The sequence below is a fragment of the Roseibium salinum genome, assembly GCF_026240905.1.
Lineage (GTDB): Bacteria > Pseudomonadota > Alphaproteobacteria > Rhizobiales > Stappiaceae > Roseibium > Roseibium salinum.
This window is the reverse complement of the sequence record NZ_JAPEVI010000003.1, coordinates 2,440,878-2,458,595: the sequence shown is the minus strand read 5'-3', so window position 1 is coordinate 2,458,595 and position 17,718 is coordinate 2,440,878. Positions and strand designations below refer to the sequence as shown.

At 62.8% G+C, this 17,718-nt stretch carries 18 protein-coding genes; 11 read left to right on the top strand and 7 right to left on the bottom strand.

Translation table 11 applies throughout. From position 1 onward, the window contains the following. Positions 1–22: 22 nt before the first annotated feature. Together ON753_RS15940 and purD are read right to left on the bottom strand one after the other, a co-directional pair. Positions 23–928, bottom strand: coding sequence for an alpha/beta fold hydrolase (locus ON753_RS15940; RefSeq protein ID WP_265963600.1), 906 nt, complete (start codon positions 926–928; stop codon positions 23–25). 20 nt (positions 929–948) lie between these two features. Beyond that, on the bottom strand, positions 949–2,217 hold the full coding sequence (gene purD, locus ON753_RS15935; protein WP_265963599.1) for a phosphoribosylamine--glycine ligase: 1,269 nt from the start codon (positions 2,215–2,217) through the stop codon (positions 949–951). Between the two features lie 328 nt (positions 2,218–2,545). Here purD and ubiA point away from each other — a divergent pair, with 328 nt between their 5' ends. Further along, positions 2,546–3,490, top strand: coding sequence for a 4-hydroxybenzoate octaprenyltransferase (gene ubiA / locus ON753_RS15930; protein ID WP_265963598.1), 945 nt, complete (start codon positions 2,546–2,548; stop codon positions 3,488–3,490). Between the two features lie 325 nt (positions 3,491–3,815). Here ubiA and ON753_RS15925 read toward each other — a convergent pair whose 3' ends face one another. Beyond that, on the bottom strand, positions 3,816–4,406 hold the full coding sequence (locus ON753_RS15925; protein ID WP_265963597.1) for a DUF6101 family protein: 591 nt from the start codon (positions 4,404–4,406) through the stop codon (positions 3,816–3,818). A 423-nt stretch (positions 4,407–4,829) separates the two neighbouring features. Between ON753_RS15925 and ON753_RS15920 the strand changes: the two genes are divergently transcribed. The 6 genes from ON753_RS15920 (at position 4,830) to lpxK (ending at position 10,347) form a co-directional block, all read left to right on the top strand. Further along, complete coding sequence (locus ON753_RS15920) at positions 4,830–6,173, top strand: TldD/PmbA family protein (RefSeq protein WP_265963596.1); 1,344 nt, start codon at positions 4,830–4,832, stop codon at positions 6,171–6,173. A gap of 34 nt (positions 6,174–6,207) precedes the next feature. Next, a complete protein-coding gene (locus tag ON753_RS15915) occupies positions 6,208–6,972 on the top strand; it encodes a 3'(2'),5'-bisphosphate nucleotidase CysQ (RefSeq protein ID WP_265967179.1) in 765 nt (254 codons plus the stop codon). Between the two features lie 97 nt (positions 6,973–7,069). After that, on the top strand, positions 7,070–7,309 hold the full coding sequence (locus tag ON753_RS15910; RefSeq protein WP_265963595.1) for a DUF4170 domain-containing protein: 240 nt from the start codon (positions 7,070–7,072) through the stop codon (positions 7,307–7,309). A gap of 27 nt (positions 7,310–7,336) precedes the next feature. Then, a complete protein-coding gene (locus tag ON753_RS15905) occupies positions 7,337–8,035 on the top strand; it encodes a lysophospholipid acyltransferase family protein (protein WP_265963594.1) in 699 nt (232 codons plus the stop codon). Continuing rightward, positions 8,028–9,341, top strand: a complete 1,314-nt coding sequence (locus ON753_RS15900; RefSeq protein WP_265963593.1) for a 3-deoxy-D-manno-octulosonic acid transferase — start codon at positions 8,028–8,030, stop codon at positions 9,339–9,341. The genes ON753_RS15905 and ON753_RS15900 overlap by 8 nt, the downstream gene beginning before the upstream one ends. Continuing rightward, positions 9,325–10,347 carry a tetraacyldisaccharide 4'-kinase gene (gene lpxK / locus ON753_RS15895; RefSeq protein WP_265963592.1) on the top strand — a complete coding sequence of 341 codons (1,023 nt, stop codon included), beginning with the start codon at positions 9,325–9,327 and terminating at the stop codon, positions 10,345–10,347. The genes ON753_RS15900 and lpxK overlap by 17 nt, the downstream gene beginning before the upstream one ends. Positions 10,348–10,353: 6 nt before the next feature. Here the strand turns inward: lpxK and ON753_RS15890 are convergent, their stop codons facing one another. From ON753_RS15890 to ON753_RS15880, 3 genes are all read right to left on the bottom strand, one after another. Further along, positions 10,354–10,572, bottom strand: coding sequence for a DUF2093 domain-containing protein (locus ON753_RS15890; protein WP_265963591.1), 219 nt, complete (start codon positions 10,570–10,572; stop codon positions 10,354–10,356). Between the two features lie 95 nt (positions 10,573–10,667). Continuing rightward, complete coding sequence (locus ON753_RS15885; RefSeq protein WP_265963590.1) at positions 10,668–10,895, bottom strand: hypothetical protein; 228 nt, start codon at positions 10,893–10,895, stop codon at positions 10,668–10,670. Continuing rightward, positions 10,892–11,119, bottom strand: a complete 228-nt coding sequence (locus ON753_RS15880; protein ID WP_265963589.1) for a hypothetical protein — start codon at positions 11,117–11,119, stop codon at positions 10,892–10,894. Before ON753_RS15880 ends, ON753_RS15885 begins: the two co-directional genes overlap by 4 nt. 285 nt (positions 11,120–11,404) lie before the next feature. On the opposite strand from ON753_RS15880, the gene tldD reads away from it, so the two are divergent. From tldD to ON753_RS15865, 3 genes are all read left to right on the top strand, one after another. Beyond that, positions 11,405–12,829, top strand: coding sequence for a metalloprotease TldD (gene tldD / locus ON753_RS15875; RefSeq protein ID WP_265963588.1), 1,425 nt, complete (start codon positions 11,405–11,407; stop codon positions 12,827–12,829). Between the two features lie 24 nt (positions 12,830–12,853). Beyond that, the gene (locus tag ON753_RS15870) at positions 12,854–13,468 is read left to right on the top strand and encodes an HAD family hydrolase (protein WP_265963587.1); all 615 of its coding nucleotides are present in this window, start codon (positions 12,854–12,856) and stop codon (positions 13,466–13,468) included. A 359-nt stretch (positions 13,469–13,827) separates the two neighbouring features. Beyond that, positions 13,828–15,615, top strand: coding sequence for a monovalent cation:proton antiporter-2 (CPA2) family protein (locus ON753_RS15865; protein WP_265963586.1), 1,788 nt, complete (start codon positions 13,828–13,830; stop codon positions 15,613–15,615). Positions 15,616–15,641: 26 nt separating this feature from the next. Here the strand turns inward: ON753_RS15865 and ON753_RS15860 are convergent, their stop codons facing one another. Continuing rightward, on the bottom strand, positions 15,642–16,166 hold the full coding sequence (locus tag ON753_RS15860; protein WP_265967178.1) for an invasion associated locus B family protein: 525 nt from the start codon (positions 16,164–16,166) through the stop codon (positions 15,642–15,644). A gap of 575 nt (positions 16,167–16,741) precedes the next feature. Here ON753_RS15860 and coxB point away from each other — a divergent pair. Continuing rightward, entirely contained in the window at positions 16,742–17,644 is a 903-nt protein-coding gene (gene coxB / locus ON753_RS15855) for a cytochrome c oxidase subunit II (RefSeq protein WP_265967177.1), read from the top strand. Positions 17,645–17,718 lie beyond the last annotated feature (74 nt).

The following is a 17,718-nucleotide window of genomic DNA, read 5'->3' as shown; positions in this document are numbered from 1 at the left end:
AAGTTTCTGGGTCAGTATTTGATCACGGGCGGAAGAATTTCAGCAGGGCTTTGGAGGTCTCCTGCGGCGCTTCTTCCGGCAGGAAATGTCCACAGGGCATGGCCTGGCCCTCCACCTCAGGACACCAATTCCGCCACACGTCCAGCGGATCCCTGACGCTGGTCGCAATGCCCTTGTCGCCCCACAGGGCAAGCAGGGGCACTGCGATCTTTCTGCCGGCTTCGAGATCCGCCTTGTCGTGCTCGTAATCGATCGCCGCGCCCGCCCGGTAATCCTCGCATGTGGCGGCGATCCGGTCGGGGTCGCAAAACCAGTCGCGGTTGTGGACGAGGGCCTCTTCGGAAAAGCAGTTCAGGTTCTTTTCGGCAGTCCAGCTCGCCAGCGTGTGTTCCAGGAAACGGATGGGCGCCGCGCCGATGAGTTTTTCCGGAAACGGCGCCGGCTGCGCCAGGAACATCCAGTGATATATCTTCAGCGCGAACGTGCGGTCCATCCTGTCCCAGTAGTCGGATGTCGGCAGGATATCGAGAATTGCGAGCCGCTCGACCACCTCCGGATGGTCCATGGCGAGGCGGTAGGCCACGCGGCCGCCGCGGTCGTGTCCGGCAAGAGAAAACCGCCGGTGGCCCAGCACCTGCATCATCTCGACCATGGCATTTGCCATGGTCCGTTTGGAATAGGCGCCATGATCGGCGCTTTGCAGCGGGATGGAGGATCGGCCGTAGCCGGGCAGGTCCGGCAGGATCAGGGTAAAATGCTTTTTGAGCGGCACCGCGATCTTGTGCCAGATCACGTGGGACTGCGGATAGCCGTGCAGCAGCAGGAGCGGCGGGCCGGAGCCGCCTATCCGGCAGAACAGCGCGGCCTCAGCGGTCTCCACGCTGATGGTCTCGAACCCTGGAAACAGCTCCGGCAAGGTGCTCTTCAAGTCCGTCTCCTACCCTGCGTCTAATCGCGCGCGATCGCCCTCCAGCCGATATCCGTCCGGCAGAAGCCGTCCGGCCAGTCGATCCTGGCAACGGCATCATACGCGTTTTGTTGCGCTTCGCGTACCGTCGATCCGAGCGCCGTGACATTCAGAACCCTGCCGCCATTCGAAACAACGCGGTCGCCTTCGCGTTTCGTGCCGGCGTGGAACACCTCGAGCCCGTCACCCGTGAGCGGGTCGAGCCCGCGGATTTCCGTGCCCTTGGCATAGCTGCCCGGATACCCCTTGGCGGCCATCACGACGGTCAGCGCCACGTCGTCGCGCCAGTCGGCCGAGGCTCTATCAAGCGTGCCGTCGACGCTGGCGATAATGAGATCCAAGAGGTCGCTTTTCAGGCGCATCATCAGGACCTGGCATTCCGGATCGCCGAAACGGGTATTGTATTCGATGAGTTTGGGTCCGTCCGCGGTGATCATCAACCCGGCATAGAGCACGCCCTTGAACGGCGTGCCGCGCTTTGCCAGCGTGGCAATGGTCGGCTCGATGATCTTTTTCATGACTTCCGAAGCCAGCGCGTCGGTCATGACGGGAGCCGGCGAATAGGCGCCCATGCCGCCGGTATTCGGCCCTTCGTCGCCGTCATAGGCGCGCTTGTGATCCTGGGCTGTGGCGAGCGGCAGGGCGTGGGTGCCGTCGGAAAGGACGAAAAAGCTGGCTTCTTCGCCTTCCAGGAACTCTTCGACGACCACTTCCGCCCCGGCGGCCCCGAACGTACCTTCGAAACAGGCGGTGACCGCGTCTTCGGCTTCCTGCTGCGTCATGGCCACGACCACACCCTTGCCGGCCGCCAGCCCGTCGGCCTTGACGACGATCGGGGCGCCCTTTTCCCGCACATAGGCGAGGGCGCCCTCCGCGGCGCTGAAGCGGCCGTACCCGGCGGTCGGAATTCCGGCTTCATCACAGACGCCCTTGGTGAACGCCTTGGAGCCTTCCAGCTGGGCAGCCGCCTTGCCCGGTCCGAAGGCCTTGATGCCTGCCGCGTCCAGATCATCCACCAGTCCCGCCACGAGCGGGGCTTCCGGGCCGACGACCACCAGGTCGATTTCCTTTGCCCGGCAGAATTCGATCACGGCCTGGTGGTCTGAAACGTCCAGATCGGAAAGCTCGGCCAGCTTGGCGATGCCGGCGTTGCCCGGCGCGGCATAGAGCCTGGTCAGCCTGGGAGATTTCGCCAGCGCCCAGGCCAGGGCATGTTCGCGGCCACCGGATCCGATGAGGAGAAGTTTCATGAATGTGCAGTCTCTTGAAGCTGGTTGATGCCGGAGCTGAACCCGGCGCGTCTGGGCAGGTCAGCTTGAATGCAGCGCGATCTACCACGGGCGCCTGAATGCTGCAAATGGCTGGACCGATAGCGGGCGCTACGGCACGGGATGAAATCCGACCCGAATAAGGTTAGAAGGGCTGGACGTGGACCGCCGGTAGGGGCGTTTGACGTGTCCCGGACCGGGGCGATGCGGATATGCATCCGTATTCCGGCACGGTATATCCATTGAGTGCAGACACGGGTGCTCCGGCATCGGATCCAAGGCGAAGCAGAGATTTTCGGATAGGGCGGACATGTTTTTTTCAACCAAGGACACCGGGCCGGTCGCGGATGCGGTGAAGTTGCACTGGGTGGACACGCGGCTGCCGGTTTCGCTGCGGCCCTATGCGCGCCTGGCACGCTGGGAGCGTCCGATCGGCTGGTGGCTGCTGCTTTTCCCCTGCTGGTGGTCGGCGGCACTGGCGGCGATTGCCGGCGGCAACGGCTGGCCTAATCCCTGGCATCTCGTCCTGTTTCTGATCGGTGCCGTCGCCATGCGCGGGGCGGGCTGCACCTATAACGACATCGTCGACGTGGAGATCGATGCAAAGGTCGCCCGCACCCGGTCCCGGCCCATTCCGGCCGGCCAGGTCACCAGGTTCCAGGCAAAGGTTTTCATGCTGCTGCAATGCCTGGTCGGGCTGGCGGTGCTCCTGCAGTTCAATGCCTTCACGGTCCTGCTCGGCATCGCGTCGCTGCTGGCGGTGGCCATCTATCCGTTCATGAAGCGCTTCACCAACTGGCCGCAGCTGTTTCTGGGCTTCGCCTTCTCCTGGGGCGCCTTCATGGGCTGGGCCGCCGAATTCGGCTCGCTGTCCTGGGCTCCGGTCTTTCTCTATGTGGGCGGGATCTGCTGGACGATCGGTTACGACACGATCTACGCCCATCAGGACAAGGAGGACGACGCGCTGGTCGGCGTCAAGTCGACGGCGCGCCTGTTCGGCGACCGCACGAAACCGGCGCTGATCGCCCTTTACGCCCTGGCCTCGGGTCTATTCGCCGCGGCAGCCATGCTGGCGGATGCGGGACCGGCGGCATTCATCGGCATTCTCGCCGGCGTCGTCCATCTGGGCTGGCAGATCGTGGTTCTGGACATCGACGACGGCGACCAGTGCCTGAAGCTGTTCCGCTCGAACAAGATCTACGGCTGGATCCTGTTTGCCGGGTTCGTCGCGGACGCGTTCATAGCCTGGCTCTAGGGTGCGGACCGATAAATGAGGACGAAATGGCATGAGAAATGGCGAAACACCGTTAGGAAGGGTGCGCAGAGCGGGCTGTATGCCCGGTCAAGCGCGCTGACGAAGCGAGGTGAAGCCATTTTCATGTCCTTCGGATTTGACCGGATTGCGCCTCCTCTACGTCGCGAAAGGCTTGAAAATGAACCACATTTCCTACGCTTCCGCTTCTTGAGGACGCGCAATCCGCCTCAAACCATTTCATCCTCATTTATGGGTCCGCACCCTAAGCCGGCACAAAAAAGGCCCCGCCAAGCGGAGCCATTTTTGATACCGGCCTGACGGGGCCTCAGGAGCGGGCGATGATTTCCCGCTCGTTGCCGTGATTGGCCGCATTCTCGCCCATTCGGCCGGGAATGCGCCGGTTGAGGAAGCGCGGGCGCCGGCCGGTCAGCATGCGCATTTTCCGGCGCGGTGCGGGGCTTGACGCCGGCATGGCGCTGTACGCCTCGATCGGTTTGACCTTGCCGCCCAGATCACAGACCAGCATCGGCAGGTTGAAGGTCTGGGCCCAACGGCTCCACAGAACCGCCAGACTGTCGGAATTCTCGGTTTCGGCAAGTGTGATGGACAGGGCGCTGTCCGGATGTTTCAGGATCAGCGCCGCGATGATCTCGCCGGGAGCCGCCCCGGGCACGATGCGGACCATGACACCGTCGAATCCGCAGGCCGGAACGACGACCGTGACCGGTACGCCGGCGACCCGCCGCTTGATGACCGCCCTGTCGCGGTCAAGATAAATGTCTGCAGGAAGTGAGGGCGTTCCCGGCCGGCATTCCAGGCGCTGCTGGAAGTGGGCCGGCAGGCAACCGGGGTGGGGCATCTCTTGTGCGCCGATCCCGGTTGCTGCCGTTTCCTGTATTTCTGTTTGACGTCTCAATTGACTCTCCACCGGACCTTTTGGTCTCTCGATGGGTTCAAAGGTAGCTGAGAAAGATCGTGAACGGCTTAAGAGACACGGTTAAGAAAGTTTGATTTTCAAGAGGGTTACCGGAATGTAATCGCTCAGATAACGCCTGATTCACACGTGTGGCAGAAGGCGCGGAACACCACCATGGGGCGAGTGCCGGCCGGTGCGCAAAACAGTAGTCGACATATAGGCGTTAGAGCTACTTTCGTTCCGCCTGGACAAGAACCATATGCAGCGTGCGCCGGGCCGGGTTGCGCTTCCCTTTTGTTAAGGCAGGTACATATTTCCCGGCAGGTCTGAACCGGAATGATACAGCTTGCCGGGAATTCGTCCTGGCGGTTGCAGTCGCCATGTGCGGAGCGTAAACAACAGCCGAAACAAAAGGCGGAACATATGTCGGAACTGATTGACCAAAGCGAATTGCAGTCCAGGGCTGCACGTCTCGTCGAAGCGGCCCGCAAGGCGGGCGCGGATGCCTGCGATGCGGTTGCGGTCACGGGCGTGTCGCTGGCCGTGGACGTCAGGGAGGGCAAGGTGGAAGAGAGCGAGCGCGCGGAGGGCGACGACTTCACGTTGCGCGTCTTCGTCGGCAAGCGCACCGCCGCCGTTTCCGCCAACCAGCTGGACGATCCCGACAGCCTTGCCGAACGCGCGGTCGCCATGGCCAGGGTCGCGCCGGAGGATCCCTTTGCGGGTCTGGCCGATCCGGACCTGCTGGTGAAGGACTTTCCGGCGCTGGAACTTCTCGATCCCAAGGAGATGACCGCCGAGAGCCTTGCCGAGATGGCGCTGGAAGCGGAGGCTGCCGGCCTTGCCGTCGACGGCGTCAGCAAATCCGGCGGGGCAGGCGCCTCCTGGCGGCTTGGCGGCGTCGTGCTCGCCACAAGCCATGGTTTCCTCGGCTCCTACATTGCCTCCCGCCACGGCCTTTCCATGACGGCGGTTGCCGGCGACGGCACGTCGATGGAGCGCGACTACGATTTCGACAGCCGCACCTTCTTTGAAGACCTGGAGGCGCCGGCCGAAATCGGCCGCCGGGCCGGAGAACGGGCGGTGCGCCGGCTCAATCCGCAGAAAATGTCGACCCGGACCGCCAATGTCATCTATGAATCGCGCGCGGCTCGCAGTCTCCTCGGCCACCTTGCGGGAGCGATCAACGGTGCTTCGGTCGCCCGCAAGACCAGCTTTCTGAAAGACCGGATGGGAGAGGCGATCTTCGCACCCGGCATCATGGTGGTCGACGATCCGTTTAAACGCCGCGGCGCGGCCACGCGCCCCTTTGACGGTGAAGGCACGAGCGGGCCGGTTCTCAACGTGATCGAGAACGGCGTTCTGAAGGACTGGTTCCTGGACGGGGCAACGGCGCGCGAACTCGGGCTGAGACCGAACGGCCGGGCCCATCGCAGTGGCAGCGGGACGTCTCCGGGCTCGACCAACATCACGCTGATGCCGGGCGAAAAATCCCTTGAAGAGCTCATGGCCGAAGCGGGCGAGGGGCTGCTGGTGAGCGATCTGATCGGCCACGGCGTCAACGGGCTCACCGGCGACTATTCGCGCGGTGCCGCCGGGTTCTGGTTCGAAAACGGCGAAATCGTCCAGGCGGTCAGCGAGATCACCATCGCCGGCAACCTGAAGGACATGTTCAAGCGTCTTGTGCCGGGCAGTGATCTGGACAACCGCTATTCCACTGCGACGCCATCTGTCTTTATCGAAGGAATGGCTCTTGCAGGAAGTTGACAACGGCATTCTCAGCCCGTCTCCCGATCTGGACATGCGCCTTCTGGAAACCGCCGCGCGCCAGGCCGGCGACGTTGCCCTGAGCTATTTCGGTCAGGATCCGGAAACCTGGTTCAAGGGCAACAAGTCGCCGGTCTCCGAAGCCGACCTGGCGGTGGACAGGTTTCTGGCGGACCGGCTGCGCAACGGCCGGCCGGATTACGGCTGGCTGTCGGAGGAAACCGTGGACGATCCGGAGCGGCTGACGCGCGACCGGGTGTTTATCGTCGATCCCATAGACGGGACACGCGCCTTTCTCGCCGGTGGCAGCGAATGGACGATCTCCATCGCCGTTGTCGAAAACGGACGTCCCGTGGCCGGTGCCGTGTTCTGCCCGCGGCGGGAAGAGATGTTCGTCGCTCTTTCCGGCGGCGGCGCGTGGCTGAATGGCAGCCGCCTCGAAGTCTCCGCTCAGCGCAATGTCGCGGGCGCGACCCTCACCGGTCCGCATTCAATCATTGCCAATCGGGACGTGAAGGCGGCGGGGCTCATCGGCACGGATATCCTGCGCTCTCTCGCCTACCGCCTGGCGACCGTGGCGGCCGGCAGGGTCGATGTGGGCACCGCGCGGGGCGGGCCGAGCGATTGGGATCTTGCGGCGGCGGATCTTTTGGTGCAGGAAGCAGGCGGCAGATTGACCGACCTGTCGGGAAACAGCCTTATCTACAATCGCGCCAGGACCGGCCACCCCGCCCTGATCGCAGCACCAGAAGCGCTGATCGGGCCCGCGCGCGACGTGCTGGACAAGCTGATCAGATAGGGCGGCGTCGGCAAACGTGAATTGCGTCCATGCGGTTACGGGCCGCCTGGCGACGAGTTGGCAACTGAAATCGCATTGATGAAAAGCGAGGATGTTCATGAGTGAAACCGACACCCCGAAACAGCTTCTGCACCTGGTATTTGGCGGTGAACTGGTGTCGCCGGAAGGACTGACGTTCCGCGATCTGGACGAACTGGATATCGTCGGCATCTATCCGAACTATGCAGAAGCCTACAAGGCCTGGAAGGCGAAGGCGCAGTCAACCGTCGACAACGCGCATATGCGCTACTTCATCGTTCACATGCACCGCTTGCTCGATCCGGAAACGGCAAACTAGGCAAGGCATTTTCAGGCAACAAGAAACATGATGAAACGCCTCGCCCGCCATCCCTGGGTCCTGTCAGGTGTGGGCACTTTGCTTGCCGGCTACCTTAAACTGGTTTACCTCACAAATCGGTTTGTCCTGGACCCGGAAGGCGTCCACGAGGACACCGAGCAGCATCTGCCGGTCATCGTGGCCATGTGGCACGGTCAGCATTTTCTGGTTCCGTTCGCCAAGCCGTCCCATTGGCCCGCAAAGGTGATGATTTCCCGGTCCGTCGACGGCGAGGTCAACGCCATTGCGGCCCGCAAGCTGGGGCTCGGCCTGATCCGGGCGTCGGGCGGAAAAAGCGCGCGCCAGATCAAGAAGCGCGGCGGCATGCGCGGTTTCATCGAGGCGCTGAAATCGCTGAAGGAAGGCTACAGCATCGCCATGACCGCGGACGTCCCCAAGGGACCGGCAAGAAAGTCCGGCATCGGCATTGTCCAGCTCGCCAGGCATTCCGGCCGGCCGATCCTGCCCGTCGCCGTGGCCACCAGCCGCAGCAAGGAGCTGGACAGCTGGGACACGGCCAGCGTCAACCTGCCCTTCGGTCGCGGCGCCATTGCCGTGGGCGATCTGATCTGGGTGCCGTCCGAGGCGGACGACGATTCGCTCGAAACCTACCGCCTGCAGGTCGAAGAGCGGTTGAACGTGGCCACCAGGCGGGCCTACGAACTGGTCGGCAGGACGGATGGCTAAGCCCCCGTTCATCAGCTTCTATCGCGGCCTCTCCCGGGCTCTGGTGCCCCTGTTCCATCTTCTGTTCTGGTGGCGGAGCCGGGCCGGCAAGGAGATCGGCCAACGAAAGGGCGAGCGGTTCGGCTGGTCCCAAAGGCAGCGCCCGTCCGGCCGTCTCGTCTGGATTCACGCTGCAAGCGTCGGCGAAACCATGTCGGTGCTGCCGCTGATCGACGCCCTGTCCGCTTCGGGAAACAGGGTGCTGCTGACGACGGTCACCGTCACGGCCGCCGATATCGCCGCAAGCCGCCTGCCGGAAGGATCGGTCCACCAGTTCATTCCTTTCGATTCCCCCGGCCCGATGGCGCGGTTTCTCGACCATTGGTCACCCGATCTGGCGATGGTCGTGGAGTCGGAAGTCTGGCCCTGCCTTTTTGACGAATTGCGAAGCCGCGGCATACCCTTCGTGCTGGTGAACGGCCGGTTGTCTGACAAGTCCCACAGGAACTGGTCGATGCTGCCGGGAGCCTCGGGCTATATCTTCAGGTGCCTCGATCTGGTGCTGGCGCAAAGCGCCGCCGACGCGCAGCGCTTCCGGCGCCTCGGCTGCCGGCGGGTGGAAACGCCGGGCAACCTGAAATTCGACGCAAGCGAGCCCCTGGCGGACGAAGGGGAAGTTTCCGGTCTTCAGGCGCGGATCGGCGATCGGCCCGTCTGGCTTGCCGCGCTCACGCATCCCGGCGAAGACGAGATAGCGCTTGATGCCTATGGCAGGCTGCGGAGGGAGTTTCCCGATCTCCTCCTGCTGCTGGTACCGCGCCACCCGGTTCGCGCGGATGACATCCTAGGCCTGGTCGGCCAGCAGGGCCTGAACGGCGTCCTGCGCAGTTCAGGCCGGAAAATCGAACCGTCAACACATGTCTATCTTGGTGATACACTCGGAGAGATGGGACTTTTCTACAGGCTGGCGCCGGTCACCTTCCTGGGTGGCTCCTTTAATGATGCAGGGGGACATAATCCGTTGGAAGCAGCTCTTGTGGGATCCGCTCTGGTGACCGGTCCGAGGGTCTCCAACGCGCGCGCGATCTACAAGGAGTTCTGGAACGGCGGCGCGGCGTTGAGGGTGCCCGATCCCGTTGATCTGGCAGAGCACGTGGCAGGTCTGCTGCGTGATCCCCGCAAAGCCCGCGACCAGGCCGCGAAAGCCAGGGCAATGGTCGAGGCCGGCCGCGGTGCGCTGGAGAAAACGCTGTTCCTGCTGCAGCCCTATCTGCCGCGGGATGGTGCCGGGCGAACGCCGGAGGCCCTACGTGAGCACGGCTCCTGACTACTGGTGGAAACCCGGGTTCTCGCTTCCTGCCCTGCTGCTCGCGCCCGCGGCCTGGATATACGGTCTGGTCTCGGGCCGCCGCATGCTCGCCAGGCCGAAGGCAAAATGCCGGTTGCCGGTCATCTGCATCGGCAATTTCGTCGTTGGCGGCACGGGCAAGACCCCGTTCGCGATCGAGTTGGCCTGCCGTCTCCAGGAAGAGGGCTACAAGCCGGGATTTCTGTTGCGCGGCTATGGCGGGCGTCAGAAGGGCCCGCTGCTGGTCGACCTGGCGATCCACGGAGCCGGGGACGTCGGCGATGAAGCCCTGCTGCTGGCCCGGTTCGGCCCGACGGTCGTTGCGGCCAACCGGCCTGCCGGAGCCGCACTGGCGGAGACGCAGCCGATCGACCTTCTGCTGATGGATGACGGGTTCCAGAACCCTTCGCTCGCCAAGGACCTGAGCCTTGCCCTGGTGGATTGCACGGTCGGCTTCGGCAATGGCCGCTGCCTGCCGGCCGGGCCCTTAAGGGCGCCGCCTCAAAAGCAGATCCTCAAGGCGGACTGTCTCGTGCTGATCGGCGACGGCGATGCGGCGGAACCGGCCGTGCATCTTGCCGGGCGTCGGGCCCTGCCGATCCTGCATGCCCACCTGCGGCCGCAGCCGGATGAAGATCTCGCGGGACACAGGCTCTACGCCTTTGCCGGGATCGGACGTCCGCAGAAGTTTTTCGCCGCGCTGAAGGATATGGGCTACGACGTGAAACGGACCCGCGCCTTTGCAGATCACCACATTTATACCGAATCCGACGTCCGCGATCTCCTGACGGAGGCCGAAGAGGCGAGCCTGCAGCTGGTCACCACGGCCAAGGACATGGCAAGGCTGGAGACGGCGGATGGAGAACTGTTCCACTGGATCTCGTCCACCACCCATGTGCTGGACGTGCGTATGGAGATCGACGACGAGGACCGTCTGATGAGCCTGATCAGGGAAAGGTTGAAGCGCCGGAAACTTGCCGGATAGTCCCGGCTATCCCTGCGTTTCGAGATGCCGCTTCATGGATGCCTTGGCATCGACATAGGCTTCCTGGCGCTCGACGGACCAGTATTTCAATTCATCGAGCGGAATGGCCGTGCCGGTCACCGCGCAACGCACGAAGGTTCCCGGTGTTTCCACCTGAAAGTCGCCATCCAGGTAGCGGACACGGGCTTCACTGGGAATTCGCGGGTTTTCGTAGCGGTTCATCATCGCCGATTCTGATGCCTTGCGGGAAGTGGTGACTGTCTTTTACGGCAGTTTACCCCGATTGGGCAAGCCGTTGCATTGACCTGATCCGCCGGAAGTCAGAACATCCGCGCGGAGCGATGGTCGCGAGCGATGAGATAGCGGCAGCGGGACATCACCACCGCCCAATCGGGCACCCGTTGTTCCGTGCGGGCCATTTCAGCTCCGCGATCCCGATGGCACGAGGCCATGTCCACCCATCTTTTGGCATCGGCTGACATATCCTCGCATATCAGCAGGTTGGGTTGGCATGCGACCAGGTGCAGGGCGACAAGAACCGTTTTCATACCGACGACGCCTGTTTTTTCGCTCCGGAGCGGCTCTTGGAGACAAACTCCAACCGGACGATATTTTCGTTGGACTGTTGCGAAGGGGCCGGAGGACCCGATGCCGCGCCGGTCTTGGCAAGCGCTTCGAGAAAACGCGGATGCAGTCCGTCACCACGCCGTGCAGCAAGTTCATGGAACGCCGCGAGTGTTGTTGCCACAGGAGGTTTGGACGGTTTCTGCATGCGCCAATAACTCTTTCTGCCGCGAAAGGTTCGCAGTTCTGTTTTTCGAAGATTGAGCGGGAGATGGCTGGGTCCGTACCCTGGCTGATCGCGAGCCGCCTCTGGAAGGGCGGCTCATAAAACATGAGTATTATATTCAAGTTAAAAATCGGGCAAGTGGAATTCTGCCGAATTGGGGTGAATTGTGTGCCAAAAACCCTATCTTGGTGATAACCCGGCGTATTCGCCGCATGAACTTGAGCGAAGGCGCAAACCCGCATTGCCCGGCAGAACCAGGACGCAAATATGACCCTTTCCACGACTGACCTTATCGAATCGTCCGGCCTCGGACTGGACACGGCCAAACGGATCACCGAAGAGGCGTTGTCGGGCGCGGACGACGGCGAACTGTTTGTCGAATACCGGCAGACCGAAGGACTGGTTTTCGATAATGGCCGGCTCAAGGCCGCCAATTACGACACGGCGCAGGGGTTCGGCCTGCGCGCGGTTGCGGGCGAAGCTGCAGGCTATGCCCATGCGGGCGACATTTCCGAAGCGGCCCTCAAACGCGCGGCCGAAGCGGTCGGCGCGGTCAAGAGAGGCTATTCGGGCAGCTATGCGGCAGCTCCCGCCAGAACCAACCAGCAGCTTTACACCGACGTCAATCCGCTCGGCGGGCCGAGTTTCGAAGACAAGGTCAAGCTGCTGCAGGAAATCGACGCCTATGCGCGGGCACGCGATCCGCGCGTGCGCCAGGTATCGGCTTCCCTGGCCGGGTCCTGGCAGGTGGTGGAGATCTTGCGCGCCGACGGTCATCTGGTGCGCGATATCCGCCCGATGGTGCGGTTCAACATCTCCGTCGTGGCGGGCAATGACGAACGTCAGGAAAGCGGTTCTTTCGGCTGCGGCGGGCGTGAAGGCTTCGAGCGCTTCATCACGATCGAAAACTGGCAGAGCGGCGTGGATGAGGCGCTGCGCCAGGCGCTGGTCAACCTGGAAGCCGTTCCGGCCCCGGCCGGTACGTTCGATGTGGTGCTCGGCCCGGGCTGGCCCGGCATTCTGCTGCACGAAGCGGTCGGCCATGGCCTGGAAGGCGACTTCAACCGCAAGAAAACCTCCGCCTTTGCCGGCCTGATGGGGCAACGTGTGGCAGCGCCCGGCGTCACCATCGTTGACGACGGCACCATCCCGGACCGCCGGGGTTCGCTGACTGTGGACGACGAAGGCACCCCTGCCGGCCGGACGGTGCTGATAGAGGACGGTATTCTCAAGGGCTACATGCAGGACCGCCAGAACGCCCGGCTGATGGGCATGGAGCCGACCGGAAACGGCCGCCGCCAGTCCTACGCCCATATCCCCATGCCGCGCATGACCAACACGGTGATGATGTCCGGCGACAAGGACCCGGAAGAGATCCTGAGTTCCGTCAAGGACGGCATATACGCGGTCGCCTTCGGCGGCGGCCAGGTCGACATCACGTCCGGCAAGTTCGTGTTCTCCTGCACCGAGGCCTACAGGGTGGAAAACGGCAAGGTCGGCGCGCCGGTCAAGGGAGCCATGCTGATCGGCAACGGGCCGGATGCACTGACGCGCGTCAGCATGATCGGCAACGACATGAAGCTCGATCCGGGCATGGGAACCTGCGGCAAGCAGGGGCAGGGCGTGCCCGTCGGCGTCGGCCAGCCCTCGATGCGCATCAACGGCCTGACGATTGGCGGTACGGCGGTCTGATACCTGTGGAGTTAAGAGCGGATCATGGCGGACATCAAATTTGTCATCTTTGATCTGAACGACGTGCTCTATGACGCGGATCCGGAGATCCGGCTCGAACTGCTGGAGGACCTGACCGGCAGGCCGGCGGCTGAAATCGATGCCGCGGTCTGGGGTGGGCCGCACGAGGAAGAGGCCGAGGCCGGCAATCCCGGCACGTCCGAGGGTTATCTTGCACAGTTTGCCGGCTTGCTTGGCTATCCGATCGATTTCGAAACCTGGGCGGAAATCCACCGCAGGATGCTGCGTCCGCGGCCCGACGTTTTGAACCTGGCCCGCGAAACCGGCAAACGGGCCGACATAGCGATGCTGACGAACAACGGGATGCTGCTGAAGGCCGCCCTGCCGGTCTGCGCGCCCGAGATAATCGAGATATTCGGCGACAACGCGCATGTCTCGGCGGAGTTCAAGGTCCGCAAGCCTGATCCGCTCGTCTATCGGCGGATCTGCGAGGCATACGGTCACTCACCTGAACGCAGCGCCTTCATCGATGACAAGGAGGAAAACGTAACCGGCGCGCAAGAGGCCGGGCTCCACGGTCATCTCTACACTTCGCCGGAAGACCTCAGAGACTTTCTGCGAAGCCATGGCCTTATCTGAAATCCGCCACGCCTGACAGATATCCGGATGGCAATGGACTGCCGGTCCGCCCAATAACCGCGCCGTACCGTGTTTTTTGTTTGAAATGCAAAGCGGTTTCGGTTCGAGGCGCTGGATTTGTCGCCGCCGGCACGCATATTCTTGATCATCCGGAACGTTCGCGCCCGAAAAGAGTCGGACAACACGCCCCGGCATCCGTGACAGGTCTGCTTCGGCCTTTGCCCCGACACGAAGGCGCGTTGATCCGGATTGCAACCAGGTTCGTTTACCTGAATGCAGTAAAGTCGTTCGCACTTATTAATGCGAACGCATGCTGATGTCTTGGGAACGCGCGATGCACTCGTGACAAGGGAGAAAAAATGGCCGCAGAAGCTGCGCCTCCGTTTTTCGCAGAAGCGATCGTGTTCTTGGCCGCGACAGTCGTGGCTGTACCGATTGCCAAACGCCTCGGGCTCGGGTCGGTGGTCGGCTACCTGGCAGCGGGCGCGGTTGTCGGTCCTCATGGATTGCAGCTCCTGGGCTCGGGGGAAGACGTGCTTCACGTCGCCGAACTGGGTGTTGTCCTGCTTCTGTTCGTGATCGGTCTCGAGCTGGATCCGCAAAAACTGTGGCGGATGAAGCGGGATATCTTCGGGCTCGGGACGGCCCAGGTCATGCTGACCGGCATATGTCTCTATGCGATTGCCCGCTTGTACGGGTTCCCCTATTCCACCGCGATTGTTGCCGGATTCGGCCTTGCCTTGTCGTCAACGGCCTTTGCCTTGCAGATCCTGCAGGAGCGCGGGCAATTGTCATCCGCCTACGGCCAGCGGGCGTTCGGCATCCTCCTGCTGCAGGACATCGCCATCGTGCCGCTTCTGGCCATGGTGGCTATCCTCGCCCCAAGCGAAGAGCCCATGACGGCGGCCGACATTGCCGGTGAAATCGTGATCATTCTGGGGGCGATCGCTGCAGTGGTGGTGACGGGACGCTATCTGATCTCGCCGATCTTCGCGCTTCTGGCGGCGAGCCGGGCCCGGGAGGTCATGCTGACGGCGGCGCTGCTGGTGGCACTGGGAAGCGCCGGCATCATGCATTCCGTCGGGCTGTCCATGGCACTCGGCGCGTTCCTGGCAGGCGTGCTTCTCGCCGAATCGAGCTTCCGGCATACCCTGGAAGCCGACATCGAGCCGTTCCGCTCTCTCTTGATGGGGCTGTTCTTCGTGGCCGTCGGCATGTCGCTCGACGTCTATCTCGTCATGGACAACTGGCAGGTTCTCGCGGCCGGTGTCGTGGTCGTCATGCTGCTCAAGGGTGTCTTTCTGTGGGGCCTGTCCCGCGGCACCGGCTCGTCGAACTCCGATGCCCTGCGCATCGCCGTAACCTTGCCGCAGGGGGGAGAGTTCGCCTTTGTCCTCTTCACCGCCGCTGTCGGCGTGAGGCTGCTGGACTACCAGACCGTCAACCTGCTGAACGCGATCGTCATTCTGACCATGCTGTTCACGCCGCTTGCCTGTCTCGGGTTGGACGCACTCGCGGCACGGGCCAAGGCACGCGGCGTCGAGAACCCGTCGATCGAAACTTTCGAGGAAGCGACACCGACGGTGCTTGTGGTCGGGTTTGGCCGGTTCGGCATGGTCGTCGCGCAGTTCCTGACGTCCGAAGGACTGGAGATCACGGCCATCGACAACCGTCCGGAACGGATCGCCTATGCCCGCAAGCAGGGCTACAGGGTCTACTACGGCGATGCGACGCGGGCCGACGTTCTGGCTGCTGCCGGCGCCGGAAAGGCGGCGCTGGTGGCGATGTGCATCGAGAACGAGAAGGTCATGGCAAAGGCCATAGACCTTATCCGGGATGGTTTCCCAAATACGCTGATCTTCTGCCGGGCCACCGACCGCGCGCATTCGCTGGATCTCGCCAGGCGCGGGGTCGATTTCCAGATCCGCGAGACGTTTGAATCAAGCGTCGTGTTCGGCCGCGCCGCCCTGGAAGCGCTTGGCATACCGCTCGACCGGATCGATCAGGTGGAGGAGGATGTCCGCTACCGCGACGAAGAACGCCTGGCAATGCAGATGACCGACGGCCTCTTTGCCGGTTCCGACAAGCTCCACAAGGTGACACCGCGCAAGCCGGCAAAGGACAAGGAAGATATTCCGGCCGAATGACAGGGCCCGGTCGGGCTCCAGGCACGTCAGGGCAGGGCGTCGAAGCCCGCGGAAAATCCGTTGAGCGAAATCGGGATGCCGATGCCTTCCTCGGGCGTCTGGAAAATGATGAACGTCGCCTGGGATCCGCCTTTCATCTTGGTCAGCAACTCGTCTTCCAGGATCACTTCGGCGATACAGCCGTTCGGCAGGCAGCGGACGAAGCCCGCGCGGCCGATATCCGCATTGTCGACCCGCAGACCCAGACCCGAAGGCAGCAGCACGCCCAGAGGTGCGAGCACCCTGAGAATGCGCGCCTGCTTGTCGGCGGTTTTCAGGATGATCACCGACAGCCCGACATTTTCCCGGTCCGCGGCCGTCACGTTCTGAATGAGCGCGCATTGCTCGCCGGAAGCGCCCGGAGGCGTGTCGCAGCGCATTTGCCAGTCCCCGTGAGTGGCACGCACCTCGCCTTGTGCGAGGGCAGGAGAATGTCCCTGCGCGAGCGCGCCGAGAATGATCCCGGCGGCGGTGGCAACCTTCAGCAAAGCGGATCTGGAGCGTCTGCCCATGCGGGCGGAAAGCGGCTGCGGCAGATGGGCTGACAAGAAATCCTCCAGTCGATCGTTGTCCGGTCCTTCAGGCGGCCCGCCGGTACGCTGAATGCGGCAGGCCCTGCGAATCACGGGTGTTGTCCCGGCCAGACATTGCCGCATGACGGCGCGCGTTTCCAGTCTGACGGGGCGGCGAAGCGCACGAATATTCGGATTTCTTGTCGAAAATCAGCCTGTCCTTGACGCTTGTCAAACGAGCAGGCTGCGCCGGCGGCTCTGAAAAGTCGGAAATTCCGTTGCAGCCCGGCGTTTCTTGTGGTTTTTGTGCGCCACGGTCTGCCGGCAACGGGATGCGGCACATCGCCGCTCTGCCCGGTGATAACCATCGCCCTGTGTGCGAGTTTATGGTTATATTCCGGCAATCTAGTGACCCTGTCGGATGCCCGGACGCGGCAGAATTGGCTTGCGAAGCGACGCCAAGCCCGCTACTGCCGCATCGGATTGGCCGGATAGGGTCCGGTAGTTTTGCATGTGCCGCTACGGAGCGGCTGAGGGAAGGGAGCGCGGACGTGAAGTCAGTCTTCAAGCGTCTCATGACTATGGCCGGAATGGCGGCAACATTTGCTGGAGTGTCCACTGCGGCCCTGGCAGCTGAGCCCGGTTTCAAGGAGTGGCAGCTCGGTTTTCAGAGGTCCGTGACCGACGTCATGGATGACATCACCTGGTTCAACGGTTTCACGCTGGTGATCATCGCGGTCATAACGCTACTCGTCCTGGCACTGCTCATCATCTGCATCGTGCGGTTCAATTCGAAATCGAACCCGGTGCCGTCCCGCACGTCGCACAACACGCTGATCGAGGTGCTGTGGACCGTCGCGCCGATCCTGATCCTGGTGATTATCGCCATCCCGTCCTTCCGCCTGCTCTACAAGCAGCTGGACATTCCCGAGTATGAGATGACCATCAAGGCCACCGGTTACCAGTGGTACTGGGGGTATGAGTACACCGACGAAGGCATGGGCGACCTCTACTTCGATTCCCTCATGGTTCAGGAAGCGGACCGGCAGGAAGTGGCCGAGGCGCGCGGCGTGTCCCTGAGCGAGGTCCCCCGTCTTCTGGCCGTAGACTATGATCTTGTCCTTCCGGTCGACACGACGGTCCGCCTGCAGGTGACTTCCGAGGATGTGATCCACGCGTTCGCCATGCCGGCATTCGGCGTCAAGATCGATGCCATTCCGGGCCGGCTCAACGAGACCTGGTTCCACGCGCGTGAGGAAGGTGTCTATTACGGGCAGTGCTCCGAGCTTTGCGGCAAGGACCACGCGTTCATGCCGATTGCCGTCCGTGTGGTTTCCAAGGAACAGTACCAGACCTGGGCCTCTGCCGCTCAGGAAGATCTGGACACGGCAAACCAACAGCTGCTGGCTTCGATTGCGGCCGCGAAGAAAGTCGCCGCAAACGGTAAGCTGGATGAAATTTCCGTCGCCGCGCAATAACGCGGCGGCGAGCCTGTTTGGCAATGCGCGCGATGACACGCAGCGCCGCTAAGAGAGACTAGAGAGGGAGCCTG